Annotated in this window: 16 protein-coding genes; 5 read left to right on the top strand and 11 right to left on the bottom strand. The window is 44.6% G+C overall.

Going from position 1 to position 18,417, the window contains the following annotated elements:
* The first annotated feature begins 251 nt into the window (after positions 1-251).
* Positions 252-1,637 carry an alkaline phosphatase PhoA gene (gene phoA, locus NYE56_RS04685; RefSeq protein WP_341283534.1) on the top strand — a complete coding sequence of 462 codons (1,386 nt, stop codon included), beginning with the start codon at positions 252-254 and terminating at the stop codon, positions 1,635-1,637.
* A 29-nt stretch (positions 1,638-1,666) separates the two neighbouring features.
* Here phoA and spoVR read toward each other — a convergent pair whose 3' ends face one another.
* Complete coding sequence (gene spoVR, locus NYE56_RS04680) at positions 1,667-3,073, bottom strand: stage V sporulation protein SpoVR (RefSeq protein WP_014479295.1); 1,407 nt, start codon at positions 3,071-3,073, stop codon at positions 1,667-1,669.
* Between the two features lie 162 nt (positions 3,074-3,235).
* Between spoVR and NYE56_RS04675 the strand changes: the two genes are divergently transcribed.
* The 3 genes from NYE56_RS04675 (at position 3,236) to lytF (ending at position 6,922) form a co-directional block, all read left to right on the top strand.
* Positions 3,236-4,762 carry a mechanosensitive ion channel gene (locus NYE56_RS04675; protein ID WP_445684722.1) on the top strand — a complete coding sequence of 509 codons (1,527 nt, stop codon included), beginning with the start codon at positions 3,236-3,238 and terminating at the stop codon, positions 4,760-4,762.
* Between the two features lie 106 nt (positions 4,763-4,868).
* Positions 4,869-5,309, top strand: a complete 441-nt coding sequence (gene nsrR / locus NYE56_RS04670; RefSeq protein WP_014479293.1) for a nitric oxide-sensing transcriptional repressor NsrR — start codon at positions 4,869-4,871, stop codon at positions 5,307-5,309.
* A 152-nt stretch (positions 5,310-5,461) separates the two neighbouring features.
* Positions 5,462-6,922 carry a peptidoglycan endopeptidase LytF gene (gene lytF / locus NYE56_RS04665; RefSeq protein ID WP_341283532.1) on the top strand — a complete coding sequence of 487 codons (1,461 nt, stop codon included), beginning with the start codon at positions 5,462-5,464 and terminating at the stop codon, positions 6,920-6,922.
* Between the two features lie 42 nt (positions 6,923-6,964).
* Here lytF and NYE56_RS04660 read toward each other — a convergent pair whose 3' ends face one another.
* Complete coding sequence (locus NYE56_RS04660; RefSeq protein WP_341283531.1) at positions 6,965-7,288, bottom strand: YqzG/YhdC family protein; 324 nt, start codon at positions 7,286-7,288, stop codon at positions 6,965-6,967.
* A 201-nt stretch (positions 7,289-7,489) separates the two neighbouring features.
* On the opposite strand from NYE56_RS04660, the gene NYE56_RS04655 reads away from it, so the two are divergent.
* Entirely contained in the window at positions 7,490-7,732 is a 243-nt protein-coding gene (locus tag NYE56_RS04655) for a YhdB family protein (protein WP_003233373.1), read from the top strand.
* Between the two features lie 14 nt (positions 7,733-7,746).
* Here NYE56_RS04655 and yhdA read toward each other — a convergent pair whose 3' ends face one another.
* From yhdA to NYE56_RS04610, 9 genes are all read right to left on the bottom strand, one after another.
* Positions 7,747-8,271: an FMN-dependent NADPH-azoreductase gene (gene yhdA / locus NYE56_RS04650; protein ID WP_047182341.1), complete on the bottom strand. Its 525-nt coding sequence runs from the start codon at positions 8,269-8,271 to the stop codon at positions 7,747-7,749.
* Complete coding sequence (gene yhcZ / locus NYE56_RS04645; RefSeq protein WP_021479675.1) at positions 8,268-8,915, bottom strand: two-component system response regulator YhcZ; 648 nt, start codon at positions 8,913-8,915, stop codon at positions 8,268-8,270. Before yhcZ ends, yhdA begins: the two co-directional genes overlap by 4 nt.
* Positions 8,912-10,051, bottom strand: a complete 1,140-nt coding sequence (gene yhcY, locus NYE56_RS04640; RefSeq protein ID WP_185184175.1) for a two-component system sensor histidine kinase YhcY — start codon at positions 10,049-10,051, stop codon at positions 8,912-8,914. Before yhcY ends, yhcZ begins: the two co-directional genes overlap by 4 nt.
* Before the next feature lie 148 nt (positions 10,052-10,199).
* On the bottom strand, positions 10,200-11,945 hold the full coding sequence (pgcA, locus tag NYE56_RS04635; protein ID WP_042977697.1) for a phosphoglucomutase: 1,746 nt from the start codon (positions 11,943-11,945) through the stop codon (positions 10,200-10,202).
* 131 nt (positions 11,946-12,076) lie between these two features.
* Positions 12,077-13,744 (bottom strand): glycerol-3-phosphate dehydrogenase, encoded by a 1,668-nt coding sequence (gene glpD, locus NYE56_RS04630; protein ID WP_015715569.1) that lies wholly within the window; start codon positions 13,742-13,744, stop codon positions 12,077-12,079.
* Between the two features lie 140 nt (positions 13,745-13,884).
* The gene (gene glpK, locus NYE56_RS04625; RefSeq protein WP_003233384.1) at positions 13,885-15,375 is read right to left on the bottom strand and encodes a glycerol kinase GlpK; all 1,491 of its coding nucleotides are present in this window, start codon (positions 15,373-15,375) and stop codon (positions 13,885-13,887) included.
* An 18-nt stretch (positions 15,376-15,393) separates the two neighbouring features.
* Positions 15,394-16,218, bottom strand: a complete 825-nt coding sequence (gene glpF / locus NYE56_RS04620; RefSeq protein ID WP_003233386.1) for a glycerol uptake facilitator protein GlpF — start codon at positions 16,216-16,218, stop codon at positions 15,394-15,396.
* A gap of 178 nt (positions 16,219-16,396) precedes the next feature.
* Positions 16,397-16,975 carry a glycerol uptake operon antiterminator GlpP gene (glpP, locus tag NYE56_RS04615; RefSeq protein ID WP_341283530.1) on the bottom strand — a complete coding sequence of 193 codons (579 nt, stop codon included), beginning with the start codon at positions 16,973-16,975 and terminating at the stop codon, positions 16,397-16,399.
* 27 nt (positions 16,976-17,002) lie between these two features.
* The gene (locus NYE56_RS04610) at positions 17,003-18,355 is read right to left on the bottom strand and encodes an aspartate aminotransferase family protein (protein WP_003233390.1); all 1,353 of its coding nucleotides are present in this window, start codon (positions 18,353-18,355) and stop codon (positions 17,003-17,005) included.
* Positions 18,356-18,417: the final 62 nt, after the last annotated feature.

The raw sequence follows: 18,417 nt of genomic DNA, 5'->3' as shown, positions 1-18,417 counted from the left end.
GAAAAATGAGTGATAAAGAATATTCGAGGAGAGCTGTGGTTATCCGCAGTTTTTTTATTTAAACAAACATATCATGCAAAGACAGAGAGGTAAAGATTTTTCTGAAAAATGAATGCTTTACATCAAATAAGGCAAGATAACGAAAAGCGTTTTTTCATTTCCTTACAAGGCTTTACTTATTGTTTACATGATCAACAGCCGCATTTAACAAAATTTCCCTAACATGATAAACGGAATACATTAAAGGAGGCATGAAAATAATGAGTTTGTTTCAAAATATGAAATCAAAACTTCTGCCAATCGCCGCTGTTTCTGTCCTTACAGCTGGAATCTTTGCCGGAGCTGAGCTTCAGCAAACAGAAAAGGCCAGCGCCAAAAAACAAGACAAAGCTGAGATCAGAAATGTCATTGTGATGATAGGCGACGGCATGGGGACGCCTTACATAAGAGCCTACCGTTCCATGAAAAATAACGGTGACACACCGAATAACCCGAAGTTAACAGAATTTGACCGGAACCTGACAGGCATGATGATGACGCATCCGGATGACCCTGACTATAATATTACAGATTCAGCAGCAGCCGGAACAGCATTAGCGACAGGCGTTAAGACATATAACAATGCAATTGGCGTCGATAAAAACGGAAAAAAAGTGAAATCTGTACTTGAAGAGGCCAAACAGCAAGGCAAGTCAACAGGGCTTGTCGCCACGTCTGAAATTAACCACGCCACTCCAGCCGCATATGGCGCCCACAATGAATCACGGAAAAACATGGACCAAATCGCCAACAGCTATATGGATGACAAAATAAAAGGCAAACATAAAATAGACGTGCTGCTCGGCGGCGGAAAATCTTATTTTAACCGCAAGGACAGAAACTTGACAAAGGAATTCAAACAAGCCGGCTACAGCTATGTGACAACTAAACAAGCATTGAAAAAAAATAAAGATCAGCAGGTGCTCGGGCTTTTCGCAGATGGAGGGCTTGCTAAAGCGCTCGACCGTGACAGCAAAACACCGTCTCTCAAAGAAATGACGGTTTCAGCAATTGATCGCCTGAACCAAAACAAAAAAGGATTTTTCTTGATGGTCGAAGGGAGCCAGATTGACTGGGCGGCCCATGACAATGATACAGTAGGAGCCATGAGCGAGGTTAAAGATTTTGAACAGGCCTATAAAGCCGCGATTGAATTTGCGAAAAAAGACAAACATACACTTGTGATTGCAACTGCTGACCATACAACCGGCGGCTTTACCATTGGCGCAAACGGGGAAAAGAATTGGCACGCAGAACCGATTCTCTCCGCTAAGAAAACACCTGAATTCATGGCCAAAAAAATCAGTGAAGGCAAGCCGGTTAAAGATGTGCTCGCCCGCTATGGCAATCTGAAAGTCACATCTGAAGAAATCAAAAGCGTTGAAGCAGCTGCACAGGCTGACAAAAGCAAAGGGGCCTACAAAGCCATCATCAAGATTTTTAATACTCGCTCCAACAGCGGATGGACGAGTACCGATCATACCGGCGAAGAAGTACCGGTATACGCGTACGGCCCCGGAAAAGAAAAATTCCGCGGATTGATTAACAATACGGACCAGGCAAACATCATATTTAAGATTTTAAAAACTGGAAAATAAAAAGGATGCAGAACGCTGCATCCTCTTTTTTATAAATATCTGCGGTGAACACCTTTTCCGTCGTACGAAAACATGACTTCCTTATCCTCAAGCACAGACTCAATGTGCACGCTTCTTCCCCAAAGCTGGAATAAATAAGGAAGCACCTTCTCCAAATATTTCAAATCTAACTCTATTCCTTCATACCAATGCTTAATATAGAGCTCGTTATTTTTCATATAATCGCCGTCGTTTACTGTCAAATATGGAAAACCGCCATTTACCCGCATGCTTACGAGCTGGTCGCGCACCGACTTCCACTGTTTATCGATGATTTTATAATCTCGGCCCTGTTTTTGAAACAAATAAAGATCCTCGCGCATGACTAATTCTTTGGTTAAATAATTGCGGATGAAAGAGATATCGGATTCAATCTCCCTGACCTCAAACATTTTCTCCCGGCCGGAGTCAGGCTGCACGCCCATTTTCTTCATTTCCTCCGTCGGGTTGTTGTACCTCTCCTCAATGTCTTCAAATATTTTTAGCCCTAAATAATAAGGATTAATGCCTGTTTTGGACGGCTGAACGACACCTGCATTCAGCTTGGCGAACTCGATCGCTTCATCAGAGGTTAAATCAAGCTCACGTATAATTCGCTGGTGCCAATAGGAAGCCCAGCCCTCATTCATAATCTTGGTTTCCAGCTGAGGCCAGAAATAAAGCATTTCCTCTCTCATCATCGTTAATATATCACGCTGCCATGGCTCCAGCTCTCGGGAATGCTCCTCGATAAAAAGCAGGATATCTTTTTCAGGCCGCGGCGGGAACGGTTTTTTCGATTTTTTCACTTGTTTTTTCGGTTTCTTTTCATCCAAAGACCATAGATCATCGTAAGGCGTGGCTGCCTCTTCAATCTCCTCTTCCTCATCATCCACACTCCATTGGAGCTTTGGTCGGACCAACGACGGATCGATATGCTCCTGAATCGAAAGGATCGCATCTAAAAAAGATTCCACTTCTTTAATCCCGTGAACCTGCTCATAGTGTTTTATCCGTTCAGCCGTTGCCGCCATGCTTTCCACCATATCGCGCTTCGTGTTTTGGAAACGGCAGTTGTTTTTGAAGAAATCGCAATGGGCAAGAACGTGTGCGACAATCAATTTATTTTGGATCAGTGAGTTGCTGTCCAGCAAAAAAGCGTAGCATGGATCTGAGTTAATGACCAGCTCATAGATCTTACTTAACCCTAGATCATAGTGCAGCTTCATCTTATGAAACTGCTTGCCGAAGCTCCAGTGGCTGAATCTTGTCGGCATCCCGTACGCGCCAAATGTATAAATAATTTCAGCCGGGCAGATTTCATATCTCATCGGGTAGAAATCAAGGCCGAATCCTTTTGCAATTTCGGTAATTTCCTCAATTGCCCGCTGTAATCCCTTCTTCTCCTCCGCGTTCAACCGAATCCCCCCTACTTGGACTTATCTATAATGTATGAGCCCGCCATACAAAAGATGATAGTCTCACTCGGGCAAGAAAAAATTCCCCCGGCACATTCATCTGTTTGCTTATTGGATCAGTGGGTAAACACACACCATACTACGAAAAAGGAGCGATACCAATTGAATGTAGCAGACGTGCTTTCTTCTTATCTCAGTAAGCTGCCAAACGTAATCATTGCTTTACTCGTTTTATTAATCGGCTGGGCTATTGCTAAAATCATTGAAAAAGCGGTATACAAAGGACTCAGCAAAACAAAAATCGACGACAAGCTCTTTGCTGGGAAAAAGCCTTCACGCTATTCCTCGGAAAAAGTCATAAGCAAGGTCGTTTATTTTATCGCATTGATCATCGTCTTTATTTTATTCTTTAACATTTTGCACCTGACAACAGTGGCATCGCCGTTTGTCAGTATGCTTTCGGCGATTGCAGCTGCGATCCCAAGCGTGCTGAAAGCCGGACTCATTCTGCTGTTAGGATGGGCTGCAGCCTCTGTTTTGAGCTTCCTTGTCAAAAAAATCGGGATGAAGCTGAACACGAGTGACAAACTGCGCAAGTGGAATTTGGTGTCTGAAGGAAAAGATATTCACCAGGCTGTCAATACCGCTTCACAAATTGTCTTTTATCTCGTGCTGCTTGTTTTTCTGCCAGGGGTCTTATCTTCTTTGAAAATCAGCGGCATTTCAGGTCCTTTTACAAATATGATGGAAAGCGTGCTCGCTTTTCTGCCGAAATTATTTGCAGCGGCGCTTATCGTATTAATCGGCTGGCTTGTTGCTCGCCTTGTCCGTGATATCATTGCGAATTTCCTTGCAAGCATCGGCACGGAAAGATTCGCGGCACGTATGGGTTTATCAATTTACTTAAAAGACACAAGCCTTTCAGCAGTCATCGGAACAATCGCTTATGTGCTGATTATGATTCCGGTGGTCATTTCAGCGCTTGATCAGCTGGATGTCGCCGGCATTTCAAAACCGGCTGTCTCTATGCTGAATACGATTTTAAACATGCTTCCGAACATCATGATTGCCATCGTGCTTGTATTAGCGGGTATCTGGACAGGAAAATGGGTGAAATCCATGGTGTCCGGACTGCTCCATCGCGCAGGCTTTGATTCTGTCTTAGGGAAAATGGGCATGGAAGCCGGAACGCCTGCAAAGCTGTCCTTGTCTCAAGTTGTCGGTATGATTGCGCAAATCATTGTCATTCTGCTCTTTACAGCTGAGGCGCTTCAAATTGTTCGGCTGCACTTTCTCGTACAAATTGCCACCGGCGTCATCGCGTATCTGCCGAATGTCCTTGTCGCCGTATTCATTCTCGGACTCGGCCTTTACGCAGGAGAATTGGTGAGAAAAGTGCTCGCAAGCATGATAAAAGGTCAGGAATTCAAGTCTTTAGCGCCTATTGCTAAATATACGATTATCGCACTTGCTTTCTTTATGGCCCTGGATCAGCTTGGTGTCGCTGCGACAATCGTCAATTCCGCCTTCATCATCGTTCTTAGCGGCTTCGCACTCGCTTTTGGTTTATCCTTCGGCCTTGGCGGTAAGGATTTTGCATCACGTTATCTGTCTACATTTGAACGCAAAATGCAAAACACAGAAATCGAAAAAAACCGTAAAAACCAAAATCCGCCGAATGACCTGTAAGCAAAAAACATGCACCCAGCTGGGTGCATGTTTTTTAATTCCTTTTTTTTCATTTTTCAATCGATTATGATAAGATATAGAAAATGTCTTATTCTGAGGTCTTATTATGAAGTTAACCAATTATACAGATTATTCATTAAGAGTGTTGATTTTTCTGGCTGCAGAGCGTCCCGGAGAACTTTCAAATATAAAACAGATTGCCGAAACGTATTCTATTTCAAAAAATCATCTCATGAAAGTCATATACAGGCTCGGCCAGCTCGGCTACGTAGAAACGATACGCGGACGGGGCGGCGGCATACGATTAGGCATGGAACCTGAAGACATCAACATCGGTGAGGTTGTCAGAAAAACGGAGGACGATTTTAATATTGTTGAATGTTTTGATGCGAACAAGAATCTCTGCGTTATTTCCCCGGTTTGCGGCTTAAAACATGTGCTGAATGAAGCGCTTTTAGCCTACCTCGCAGTTTTAGACAAATACACACTGCGCGACCTCGTCAAAAACAAAGAAGATATCATGAAGCTTTTAAAAATGAAGGAATAGATCAAGATTCCTTCTTTTTTTATGCCCTTTTTCCCCCTTATTGTTAAGATAATTTGGCTATTTTTATAAAAAGGCAAAACGATGAGACAAATGTGCCGATATAAAAAAGAAACAGCAAATGCAAAATCATTGGGGGAAAAAGGAGAGCTAAGATGAAAAAGAAATTAGCAGCAGGGCTGACAGCATCTGCGATTGTCGGCACAACTTTAGTAGTGACACCAGCTGAAGCAGCAACGATTAAGGTCAAAAGCGGAGATTCTTTATGGAAACTGGCCCAAACCTATAACACCAGTGTGGCGGCCCTCACATCCGCCAATCATCTTTCGACTACTGTTCTGTCGATCGGCCAGACGCTTACTATTCCAGGCAGCAATTCCAGCACTTCTTCATCTACTTCAAGCTCAACAACCAAGAAGAGCGGAAGTTCTGTTTACACAGTGAAAAGCGGAGATTCACTTTGGCTGATCGCAAATGAGTTTAAAATGTCGGTGCAGGAACTGAAAAAATTAAACGGACTAAGCAGCGATTTAATTCGTGCTGGGCAGAAATTAAAGGTGTCCGGTACTGTTTCTTCAAGTTCCAGTACAAAAAGCAGTTCTAATAAGAGTTCAAGCTCCAGTTCAAAAAGCAGTTCTAATAAGAGTTCAAGTTCTTCATCTTCTACGGGAACATATAAGGTGCAGCTTGGAGATTCACTTTGGAAAATTGCAAACAAAGTCAATATGTCCATCGCTGAATTGAAGGTCTTGAACAACTTAAAATCAGACACCATTTACGTGAATCAGGTGTTGAAAACAAAATCAAGCGGCTCTGATACGTCTTCTAAAGACAATTCATCCAAATCGAACCAAACTTCAGCAACAACTAAATATACCGTTAAAAGCGGTGATTCACTTTGGAAAATCGCAAACAACTATAACCTGACTGTACAGCAAATCCGTAATATCAACAATCTGAAATCAGATGTGCTGTACGTTGGACAAGTATTAAAGCTGACAGGTAAAGCATCTTCAGGCTCTTCATCATCGTCGTCTTCTTCGTCAAATGCAAGCTCCGGCACGACGACTACATACACGGTGAAAAGCGGTGATTCCTTATGGGTGATTGCTCAAAAATTTAATGTAACAGCTCAGCAAATTCGTGAGAAAAACAATTTAAAAACGGATGTCTTGCAGGTTGGCCAAAAGCTGGTCATTTCCGGAAAAGCTTCATCATCGTCTTCATCCGGTTCTTCAAACACCACCAGCTCAACGAGTGCGAAGATTAACACAATGATTTCAGCCGCTAAAGCGCAGCTTGGGGTTCCGTATCGCTGGGGAGGCACGACACCGTCCGGGTTTGACTGCAGCGGATTCATTTATTATGTACTGAACAAAGTCACATCCGTATCTAGATTAACGGCAGCGGGATATTGGAACACAATGAAATCAGTTAGCCAGCCTGCTGTCGGAGATTTCGTTTTCTTTACAACATATAAAGCCGGCCCTTCCCACGTCGGAATTTACCTAGGCAACGGGGAATTCATAAATGCCAACGATTCCGGAGTTGTCATTTCCAATATGAATAACTCTTACTGGAAACAGCGCTATCTCGGTGCAAAACGATATTTCTAAAAACAGAAACTGTGCGGCCTTAAACGGCTGTACAGTTTTTTATTAGAGCCTAAAGACATTGATGCTGATCATATGATTTGTCACCGGATGAAAATAGACTTCGGCCCGAACAGAAAAAGTGTCATCTTTCTGTCTGACTGTCACCCGAAAGACATCTTTCGTCTGCTGATCATTCACCTCTGTACGCCCCATATAAGCATAATCAGAAAATGAAGCGCCCTTATATTCATCCTGAATTTTGCTCCAGGCAAGCTGTTCCCACTTTTGAACGGACTCGTTTGTGTACGTTGAATGACCTTTTGCAGCCATTGACACGATAATCAATCCGCAAAAAAGAAGCGCGATGGTATACGGCAGGGATTTCATTTTTTTCAGTCTCCTGTACCCAGAATATATTCCCTCATAGGTTTACCAAAAGCGATATCTTCATTCAGGCATTTTGATTTTATGTCTCCCTCATATTGCTACCCCTTTACTGCCGCAGACGCCAAGTTTTGCCCCGTCAATTACAGAGGATGCGGCATAAACTAATCATGAACTTCTCACCCAAGAAAGGAGAAGCGATTCATGGATTATGCCGATTACGATAAAGCGCTTTATTACACCCATCGTTCTCAATGGGATAATTTATTAATTTTAATGGTGCGTACAGAGGACGATTTGTTGTCAAAACGAATTGAGCATTTTCTGCATGCGTATCATTTTGAACAGGATTACGCCGTTTTAGAAAAGATGCTGTATTCCCTTCTCCGTTATATTGATCATGCCACAGAGCTGACTTATGAAGATCAAATAGCCCTTCTCACATAAACAAATCCCGGCGTTTAGACGCCGGGATTTCCTGCTTTTGCGAACATGCTGAGTTCTTCGACAAGCTCTTTTATGCTTTCCTTAATGTTTTCAGCCACTGTAGCATGTTCAACATCAATATGCACCGGATCAAGCACCAGCTGCTTCGGAATGACATTGGCGTAGACACCCCGCATCACAGTTCTCATATTGTTCAGCGCATTGATGCCGCCTTTTCCGCCTCCCGCTACTGCCAATAATGCAACGGGCTTATATTTGAATTGTTCGCTGCTTAGAAAATCCAAGGCATTTTTTAAAGCGCCGCTCATGCCGCTGTGATATTCAGGCGATAATAATACAATCGCATCCGCTTTAGAAACGCGTTGCTTAAGTTCCTGTACCTTCAACAGTTCAGATTGATCAGCTTCACCGTTAAAAATCGGCAATACAAACTCGCTTAGATCAATCAAATCCGTGTGATACAGAGCTGAAATATAGGATGCAGCAATTCTTGTTCTGCCATGTTTTCTAGGCGTGCCATTTATGACTAACATGTTCATTTTGAGATCTCTCCATTCAGATTATATTTCACTGCGAAAAGCGCTGCTTGCGTGCGATCGGCCACTTCAAGTTTTGCTAAAAGATTCGATACATGGGTTTTTACTGTTTTTTCTGAAATAAACAAGGCGGCTGCGATTTCTTTATTGCTTTTCCCGTTTGCTATTTCAGTCAGAACGTCTTTTTCCCTTCTTGTTAATTGATAGTATTTTTCTTTTTCCGGGTCGTGCTGATTTTTCATATGTGTCAGCACATGGGGCATAATAGCTGTAGAAAGCTTGTATTCGCCAGCATGCACTTGTCTTAGTGTTTTCACCAATTCCTCGGGCTCCGTATCCTTTAATTGATACGCCTTCGCGCCTGCCTGAAGCGCGGGGATGACGTGCTCCTGATCAGAGTAGCTCGTTAGCACAATGATATTCGTCTCCGGAAATTGCTGTATTGCTTTTTTAATGGCTTGAATGCCGTCCATCTCGGGCATAGACAGATCCATTAGCACAAGATCCGGCTTTGTCTCTTCGATAACACGGAGAGCTTCTATTCCAGTTGCAGCTTCTCCGACAACTTCAATATCATCCTGGGTGGCAAAGAAAAAACGCAGACCCTTCCTGACAACATGATGATCATCAGCAATGACAATTTTCATACCGCCCCTCCTTTTCGGCTTGTTAGCGGAAGCCTGATGGACAGCTTTGTTCCAGTTCCAAGCGCTGACTCAATCCAAAACTTAGCGCCGGCTTTTTCCGCCCGTTCTTTCATACCCTTGATGCCAAGTGAAGGCAGACCGGCATGCGCTTCATAGCGAAATCCTGCCCCATGATCGATTATATCCAGCTCCGCATGGCACAAAGAAGCCCTCAGACTGACATACGCCGTATCCGTTCCGGCATGCTTTTTGCAGTTATTTAAAGCTTCCTGTACGACACGCCATAGCATATGCTCCTGCTCATCAGTCAGAACAGGACAGCCTTTTTGTGTAAAAATGATCTTCAATCCAATGAGCGCACCATAGCTTTTAATGGCTTCAGCCAGCCCTTTTTCCAATCCTCCGGGGCGAAGCTGCCAAATTAACGCTTTCATTTCTGCGAGCGCGTCCTGTGATAGGTTTTGGATGAAATCAATCATCTGCTGTAAATTCTCATCTTTTGTTAGTGTCTTCGCAGCTTTGGCAGTTAAACTGACGGAAAACAGCATTTGATTGACAGAATCGTGAAGCTCCTGAGCGAGTCGGTTACGCTCCATTAAAAGAGCATTTTTTTGTTGATATTCGGAAAGCCTCATACGCTGGATTGCCGTTCCGATCTGAAAGGCGACAGATTCAAGTAAATGCAGCTCTTCCTCATCAAACATGGTTTTTCCGGCCGCCGCTACATTTAACAATCCGAATCTTCTGTCCCCGTCTTCTAAAGGCACAGTTGCATGATGCGTAATCCCTTCTGTGTCAAAACAATGCAGGTTTTCTGCTGATTCGATGCGTTTGCAGTTCATGATATTTGCAGCCTTTCTAAGCCCTCCGTTATTGAATTTCGTCAGGCAGTAACACTCCCCTTCGCACATCAGCACTTTTTCCTTGCGGCTTAAAGCCGGGGGCAGATAAGCGTCGGCCGCTAACGTATAAGACCCATCTTCTTCGATCAGAAAAATCCATCCGGATTGAAGGTTTGTCAGACTCAGCAACTCTTTTAAAACCTCATCCAGTGTTGCTTTGATATCGTGCCCTTGATTTAAGGTTTCCGCAATCGTTTTCAGCGTTTTTAATTTTTCCATCCTCGTTTTGCTCACGTTTCTCACTCCGGCATTGATCTTGTATTTAAGATTATACCAGTTTTTTGTATTTCATTACTTCACTTGTAGGATGATTTTCTTTCAGACTTTTGAATGAGAAAAAGAAAAAGCTGGATCATTTACAATGACCCAGCTCATACTTGAATTATTTTGCCGTCGACTCAACAATTTCATCCACCGTCTTCATTACATCTTCAGAAAGGGCGGCAAGACGCTGTTCACTGTCTTCCAAAGATGACCCTTTTACGGCAAAATAAAATTTCACCTTCGGCTCAGTTCCAGAAGGACGAAGACAGAACCAAGACCCGTCTTCCAGGAAGTATTTCAATACATTTGATTTTGGCAAGTCGATGGCTTCTTCTTTGTTTTCAGTCAGAAGCGTCCGTTTGCTTACAGCGTAATCTTCTGCTGTGACAACCTGTTTGCCCGCCATTTTCTGCGGCGGATTTTGTCTGAAGGAAGCAAGAATCGCTTCAATTTGCTCTGCTCCTTGTTTGCCTTTCAGCGTCAGGGATTTCAGCCCTTCACGATAAAAACCATACTCGTTAAAGAGATTGATGAGCGCCTCATACAAAGACATTCCCTGTTTTTTATAGAACGCGCAAACTTCAACTGCCAAAAGCGCAGCCTGAATGGCGTCCTTATCGCGGGCAAAATCCCCGATTAAATAACCGTAGCTCTCTTCATAACCGAATTGGAAGGTATACTGGCCTGATGCCTCGTATTCCTTAATCTTTTCACCGATAAACTTAAAGCCTGTCAGCGTATCAATCGTATCAAGGCCGAATGAAGAAGCTACAGCACGGCCGATTTCACTTGTGACGATCGTTTTGAGAACAACACCGTTATCAGGCAGGATGCCTTGTTTTTTCTTTTCAGAAAGCAGGTAATGAAGCAGCAGCGCTCCGGTTTGGTTTCCTGTCAGCACTGTATATTTGCCTTGATCGTTTTTCACCGCGATGCCGAGGCGGTCAGCATCAGGATCTGTCGCGATGAGAATATCTGCATTCTGCTCCTCCCCAAGCTTAATGGCATATTCGAATGCCGCATGCTCTTCCGGGTTTGGCGATGTAACAGTGGAGAAGTTTGAATCCGGCAGTTCCTGTTCTTTGACAACCGTTACATTTTTGTAGCCGAGTGCTTCAAGACCGCGTCTGACCGGTTTATTTGCAGTTCCATGCAGCGGTGTGAAAACAACCTTTACATCTACTTCTTCCGATAATTCAGGATGTACAGAAATGGACGTCAGTTTTTCTGTATAAACTTTATCAATATCTTCACCGATGATTTTGATTAAGCCTTTTTCTTTTAACTTATTTTCTTCGTCCACTGTGATCGTCAGCTCATTTTCAATCGCGTTTACCTGCTCAATGACGATGTCCGCTTCCTTTGGAGGCAGCTGGCCGCCATCATCCCCGTATACTTTGTAGCCGTTATATTCAGGCGGGTTATGGCTTGCCGTTACCACAATTCCACCATAAGCGTTCAGCTGTCTGACAGCGAATGACAGCTCTGGCGTCGGGCGAAGCTCATCAAACACGTATGTTTGGATGCCTTGTGTCGCAAGTGTTTTTGCCGCTTCCATCGCGAACTCCGGAGATTTATGGCGGGAATCATAAGCAATGACAACGCCCCGTTTTTTCGCTTCCTCACCTTGCTTCGAGATGTATGCCGCAAACCCGGCCGATGCTTTGCGCACAGTGTAAATATTCATCCGATTTGTCCCGGCGCCGATTTCCCCGCGCATTCCGCCGGTACCGAATTCAAGGTCTTTATAGAAACAGTCCTCAAGGGCCTGTTCATTCCCCTCTAATTCAATAAGGCGCTCTTTTAATTCCGGGTCTAAATGTTCTGTCTGTTTCCAGCGTTCATAGCTCTTTCTCCAAGTCATATTCGTCCTCCTATGTATCAGCTTATGCCATTATTTTATATGAAGCGGGTGCCTCTGTCACTTGATAACCTGAGATCTGGTCCTTTCGGCACGTAAAAAGAAATAACGGGCTGCAGACAGCCCGTTATGATTTATTGCTCAAGCGGTACGACCGCATCGTGTAAAAGCTTGTTGAGGTTTTCTGTATGTTTGTTTTTCGCCTGCTCATCCCATTGGAATCGCTCGCTCATAAAATCAATAACGGCATCTTTATATGTTCTTACCCAATTGATATCGAAAAATAAACGTCCCGTTCTGCGGACAAAGAAGTCAGCAGGGGTTGCAGTCATCTCTTCTTCTATACTGTATTCTGCCTCAGCAAGAATATGAACCGGAATGTTGCGTTTCGCGGCCTCATCTTTCAGCGCTTCTACCCGGTCAAAGACGCGATCTACGTTAGAGCCGTATCTGATCGCAAGCTGTTTTGCGTCTTTTTCTGATAATCCGGCTGCAATTCCTTCTTTTGTTTTTGCGGTAACGAAGGACATGAGATTTTTCGAACCGCCGACGTGCCCGCCAGAGATTGGCATGTTTTTCGTTTTACATGGTCCAAAATCCTTTTCGCCTTCTTCTTTTAAGCGATCACGGACAAGATCAACGATGTGCTCCGCCATTTTTCTGTATCCAGTCAATTTTCCGCCGGCAATGGTGATCAGTCCTGAGTCAGATGTCCAAATCTCGTCTTTCCGTGAAATTTCAGAAGGATCTTTGCCTTCTTCATGAATCAGCGGACGCAGCCCCGCCCAGCTGGATTCGATGTCATTCGCAGTGATATTCAGTTCCGGGAACATGTAATTGATTGAATTGATGACATAATCACGATCCTCCGTTGTCATCCGCGGATGCTCCAGCGCCTCTTTGTAAACAGTGTCTGTTGTTCCCACGTATGTTTTGCCTTCACGAGGAATCGCAAATACCATCCGTCCATCAGGTGTATCGAAATATACAGCCTGTTTCAGCGGAAAGACAGACTGGTCAAATACAAGGTGAATGCCTTTTGTATGCTGCAAATGCTTTCCGTTTTTCGAATGGTCTTTTTCTCTGAGCTGATCGACCCAAGGGCCTGTAGCATTGACAATTTTTTTCGCATACACTTTATATTCTTTCTTTGTCAGCACATCTTCAATTAATACGCCGACGGCTTTGCCTTTTTCGTAAAGAAGCTCCTTCACTTTGGAGTAATTCACAGGCTCTGCCCCGAATTTCACCGCTTCCTTCATGACTTCGATGGTCAGTCTCGCATCGTCAGTGCGGTATTCCACATAATACCCGCCGCCTTTTAAGCCGTCTTTTTTCACCAAAGGCTCTTTTTGCAGCGTTTCTTTTGCTGAAAGCATGCTTCTTCGTTCTGACTTTTTCACACCTGCAAGGAAGTCATATACCCTTAACCCGATAGATGTTGTAAATGAACCGAATGTGCCGCCTTTATGAAACGGAAGCAGCATCCATTCCGGTGTAGTGACATGAGGGCCGTTTTCATACACAATCGCCCGCTCTTTTCCTACCTCAGCGACCATTTTCACTTCAAATTGTTTTAAATAGCGCAAGCCGCCATGTACCAGCTTCGTTGATCGGCTTGATGTTCCCGCCGCAAAGTCCTGCATTTCGCTTAGTGCGACCTTCATCCCCCTTGATGCCGCGTCAAGAGCTGTTCCGGCTCCTGTAATTCCTCCTCCGATAATAAATAGGTCATATGTTTTTTTCGTCATGTCTGTCAGCATGCGATCTCTTTCAAGACTTGAAAATTGATGTTTCATCATTACGTTTCCTCCTTGTTGTCACGGTAAATAGAAAAAGAGACCACAACAGCCAAAGTGCATGCTTACACTTTGGTGCTGTGGTCTCTCCTCATCTCAGGACCGTTCTTATTAACTTGTAACCATTATACCATAGTATTACTTTATTTAAAAGCCATAGCTGCTTTTACGGCTTTTTGCCAGCCTTTATACAGCTCATTTCGTTTTTCTTCTTCTAATTCAGGTTCAAACCGTTTATCCAGATTCCACTGGTTCGCGATTTCAGAACGGTCCTTCCAGAATCCCACAGCGATACCTGCCAAATAAGCCGCGCCAAGTGCAGTCGTTTCATTAATTTCCGGGCGCTCCACAGGAACATTCAACAGGTCTCCTTGGAACTGCATTAGGAAATTGTTTTTTACAGCTCCTCCGTCTACACGAAGCGTCTTTAATGAAATGTTTGAATCTGCTTCCATTGCGTCAAGCACATCTTTGGTCTGATAAGCCAATGACTCCAGTGTCGCACGGATAAAGTGCTCTTTTGTTGTCCCTCTTGTCAGGCCGAAAACCGAACCGCGCACATCGCTGTCCCAGTAAGGCGTTCCCAGTCCGACAAATGCTGGAACAACATACACGCCGTCAGTTGAATCCACTTTTTCTGCATAAGATTCGCTTAGCGATGAATCCTGGAACATTCTCAAACCGTCTCTAAGCCACTGGATGGCAGAGCCTGCGACAAAAATGCTTCCTTCTAACGCATAGTTCACTTTTCCGTCAATGCCCCAAGCGATTGTTGTCAAAAGCCCATGTTCGGACTTAATTGCTTTTTCCCCGGTATTCATCAGCATGAAACATCCTGTGCCGTAAGTGTTTTTCCCCATGCCTTCTTCAAAGCATGCCTGGCCGAACAATGCGGACTGCTGGTCGCCTGCCGCTCCAGCAATCGGGATATTTTTTCCGAAGAAGTGATAATCAACAGTCTCCGCATACACATGAGAGGACGGCTTCACTTCAGGGAGCATGGATTTCGGTACGCCTAGAATGTCGAGCAGTTCATCGTCCCATTTTAAATCGTAAATATTAAACATCAGTGTTCTTGAGGCATTGGAGTAATCGGTCACATGCGCTTTTCCGCCTGACATTTTCCAAATGAGCCACGTATCAATCGTTCCAAACAGCAGCTCGCCTTTTTCCGCTTTTTCTCTTGCGCCTTCCACATTGTCTAAAATCCACTTCACCTTCGTGCCGGAGAAGTATGGATCGATTAAAAGCCCAGTTTTTTCTCTGAATTTATCATTATATCCTTTTTCACGAAGTTCCTCACAAATGCCGGACGTCTGTCTGGACTGCCAAACGATTGCATTATAGACAGGACTTCCTGTATCTTTATCCCACACAACCGTCGTCTCGCGCTGGTTCGTGATGCCGATGCCGGCAATTTGAGAAGCGCTGATTCCTGATTCAGAGATGACTGAGGCGATAACCGCGAGGACAGAGCCCCAAATTTCATTGGCATTATGCTCAACCCAGCCAGGATGCGGGAAGTATTGTGTAAATTCCTTTTGAGCAGAGTGGACAATTTTGCCTTCTTTATTAAACAGAATCGCTCTTGAACTTGTCGTCCCCTGATCTAAGGATAAAATGTACGTTTCCATAAGATGTCTCCCCTTTGTTTAAATATATTTAGAATTTGATAATGTTTTAGCAGAATGTGATTTCGTATAAACATAGAGTCCTAACAATACCACAACCAATATAACGCTTACAATCCAGAAGCTGCTTGTGATGTGCCCTTTAAATGCAGCGTTGTAAAATACGCCGCCGAATGATCCGCCTAAAATCGGGCCGACTACCGGAACCCATGCGTATTTCCAGTTTGATGAGCCCTTCCCCGGAATCGGAAGAAAAGCGTGGGCTATCCGCGGACCTAAGTCACGTGCAGGATTGATAGCATAGCCGGTGGTGCCTCCCAGAGAAATACCGATTGCTACAATGAGGAAACCGACGATTAAAGGATTAAGTCCTTCTGTAAATTGATTTGCCCCAATGGCCAAGATTCCAAGCACAAGGACAAATGTCCCAATCACTTCGCTTAAAACGTTTGCAAATGTATGCGGAATGCTGGGCCCTGTTGAGAAAACACCCAGCTTGGCAGCGGGATCATCCGTTGACTTCCAGTGCGGGAGGTAATGCAGATAAATAATCACCGCACCGATGATCGCTCCGATCATTTGCGCCGCAATATAAACCGGAACCTCTTTCCAAGGAAAATCTCCTACAAATGCAAGCGCTATCGTTAGCGCCGGATTCAAATGGGCACCGCTGATGCCGCCAACCGCGTATGCCGCCATGGCAACACCCAATCCCCATCCAAATACAACAACAATCCAGCCAGACTGGAATGAAAGCGATTTCTTTAAATTGACACCTGCACAAACACCTGCACCAAAAATGATAAGCAGCATCGTACCGATGACTTCTCCCCAAAATGCTGTCATAGCACATTCCTCCTAAAGTCACGATTAAAAAGCATGATAGAGAAGAAGAGAATAAAAAAACCACAACAAACCGCTTTACGGGTGCATAAACATTTGCCGTAAAGAGCTGCTGTGGTCTCCGAGTTCTCCATCACAATGTATTAACCTAGTGCAATTGTATCAGTGCATGAAAGCGGTGTCAATCACTTTTCGTCAAAAAGTTTTCATATTTTTTCCACAATTTGGTATTAGATGTTGTGACAGCTACAGCCCCCGCTTTCAATGCCTGCTCTACATCCTCTTCCGTACGGATGAAACCCCCGGCAAAGATGGGAATCCCTGTTTTCTCTTTTATTTCCTGAATGAGTGTCGGAACGATGCCAGGAAGCACTTCGATGAAGTCAGGCTTATGCTTGCCGATAAACTCCATGCTTTTCTCCATCGCGCTTGTATCAAGCAAAAACAGGCGCTGAATGGCATAAATTTTCTTCTGCTTCGCTTTGGCAATCACGTTCGATCTTGTGGAAATAATCCCAGCGGGCTTGATATCCTGACATATAAATTCCGCACCGTATTCGTCATGCTTAATCCCTTGAATGAGATCGACGTGCACCATCATGTTCTTTCCGTGCTTTTGCGCTTCTTTGATCACGCCCTTCAGCTGGCCGAGATGAATATCAAGAATAACACCGTAAGAGAACGAACTGTTCAAAAACTCATCAAATTGCTTCATATTGCGAATAGCCGGTAAGATCGGCTGGTTGTGAAAACTCATCATGTGCTCCTTTAATAATTCACTTTTATATTATATCGTTTGAAAGCTTTCTTTCACCGTTTTCACGATAAAGGAAAGGTCCTCTTCTGTCAGGCAAAATGGCGGCGCAAGCTGGATGACATTGTTGTAGCCGGCGACTGTATCGCCGTTTTTGCCGATGATCAGCCCTTTTTCTTTGCACGCCGCAACCACTTGGTTTACTTTGGCGGCATCAGCCGGCTCTTTAGTCAATTTGTCTTTGACGAGTTCGATTCCGATCAGCAGCCCTTTTCCTCTAACATCCCCGACTGCCGGGTGTTCTCTCAGAGCTTGAAGCTCACCTAAAAGCTTTGCTCCAAGATCGCGGGATCGCTGAATCAACTGTTCGTCCTCCATAATTTGCAGGTTTTTCAACGCCAAAGCACAGGCAGCCGGGCTTCCGCCGAACGTGTTTACGTGGCGGAAACGGTCATAAGGAGCTTCCCCCTGATACGCTTCGAAAATGTCCCGTTTCACAGCAGTCGCTGACAATGGCAGATACGCGCTTGTGATTCCCTTTGCCATCGTAATGATATCAGGCTTCACACCGTAGTGCATAAACCCGAACGGCTCACCTGTCCGTCCAAACCCGCAGATCACTTCATCGCAAATCAAAAGGGCTCCGTGGCGCCGGCAAATGTCCTCCACCTTCTTCATATATCCGTCCGGCGGCATTAGGATGCCTCCGCCTGTAATGATGGGCTCCATAATGACCCCGGCAATCGTTTCGCTTAATTCCCATGTCATGATGCGGTCGATTTCATTTGCGCTTTCAAGCGTGTCTGCATCATCAGGATTCCGGTATATATCTGGCGGAGCTGCATGCAGGAACCCTTGGCTCAAAGGCTCGTATTTATATTTGCGCTGCGCCTGTCCGGTAGCTGAGAGCGCTCCCAATGTATTGCCGTGGTATGCCCGATATCTTGAGATGAATTTATAACGGCTGTGGTCGCCGTTTTGCAGATGGTACTGGCGGGCAATTTTAAAAGCAGTTTCGTTTGCTTCCGATCCGCTGTTGGAAAAAAAGATAACATAATCGCCGCCAAGCCATTCATTCAGCTTTTCCGCCAGTTGAATTGCGGGTGCGTGACTTTGCGTTAACGGGTAGTAAGGCAGCTCCTTTAGTTGCTCATAGGCAGCCTCCGCAAGCTCCTTTCTGCCGTAACCAATGTTGACGCACCACAAACCGGACATCGCATCCAAATAGCGGCGTCCGTCTATGTCGGTTACCCAGGCCCCCTCGGCCTTCTGGGCTATCAGGCTGTCCGCTTGATGCGCTCCCTTCATGGCATGCCACACAAATTGCTCATCTTTTTGCTTTAATCCCTGATTTTGCTGAATGTTTTCCATCCCCATCATCTCCATTTCATTAGCGTTCCCTATAATGCCAATTCAATTGAAACAGACCTTCTCTTTATGTGATTCTT

This window comes from Bacillus sp. FSL R5-0603 (assembly GCF_038050295.1).
Lineage (GTDB): Bacteria > Bacillota > Bacilli > Bacillales > Bacillaceae > Bacillus > Bacillus subtilis.
Note: the sequence above shows the minus strand (reverse complement) of the source record. Positions and strands in the feature narration are given on the sequence as shown.

What these genes read in the sequence shown, in the direction of transcription:
- phoA (WP_341283534.1), top strand. Translation starts at nt 252, where the DNA reads ATGAAAATAATGAGTTTGTTTCAAAATATGAAATCAAAACTTCTGCCA.
- NYE56_RS04610 (WP_003233390.1), bottom strand. Translation starts at nt 18,355, where the DNA reads ATGGAGATGATGGGGATGGAAAACATTCAGCAAAATCAGGGATTAAAG.
- glpD (WP_015715569.1), bottom strand. Translation starts at nt 13,744, where the DNA reads ATGATGAAACATCAATTTTCAAGTCTTGAAAGAGATCGCATGCTGACA.
- NYE56_RS04660 (WP_341283531.1), bottom strand. Translation starts at nt 7,288, where the DNA reads ATGAAATCCCTGCCGTATACCATCGCGCTTCTTTTTTGCGGATTGATT.
- pgcA (WP_042977697.1), bottom strand. Translation starts at nt 11,945, where the DNA reads ATGACTTGGAGAAAGAGCTATGAACGCTGGAAACAGACAGAACATTTA.
- lytF (WP_341283532.1), top strand. Translation starts at nt 5,462, where the DNA reads ATGAAAAAGAAATTAGCAGCAGGGCTGACAGCATCTGCGATTGTCGGC.
- glpF (WP_003233386.1), bottom strand. Translation starts at nt 16,218, where the DNA reads ATGACAGCATTTTGGGGAGAAGTCATCGGTACGATGCTGCTTATCATT.
- glpP (WP_341283530.1), bottom strand. Translation starts at nt 16,975, where the DNA reads ATGATGAGTTTTCACAACCAGCCGATCTTACCGGCTATTCGCAATATG.
- NYE56_RS04655 (WP_003233373.1), top strand. Translation starts at nt 7,490, where the DNA reads ATGGATTATGCCGATTACGATAAAGCGCTTTATTACACCCATCGTTCT.
- glpK (WP_003233384.1), bottom strand. Translation starts at nt 15,375, where the DNA reads ATGGAAACGTACATTTTATCCTTAGATCAGGGGACGACAAGTTCAAGA.
- yhcZ (WP_021479675.1), bottom strand. Translation starts at nt 8,915, where the DNA reads ATGAAAATTGTCATTGCTGATGATCATCATGTTGTCAGGAAGGGTCTG.
- yhdA (WP_047182341.1), bottom strand. Translation starts at nt 8,271, where the DNA reads ATGAACATGTTAGTCATAAATGGCACGCCTAGAAAACATGGCAGAACA.
- nsrR (WP_014479293.1), top strand. Translation starts at nt 4,869, where the DNA reads ATGAAGTTAACCAATTATACAGATTATTCATTAAGAGTGTTGATTTTT.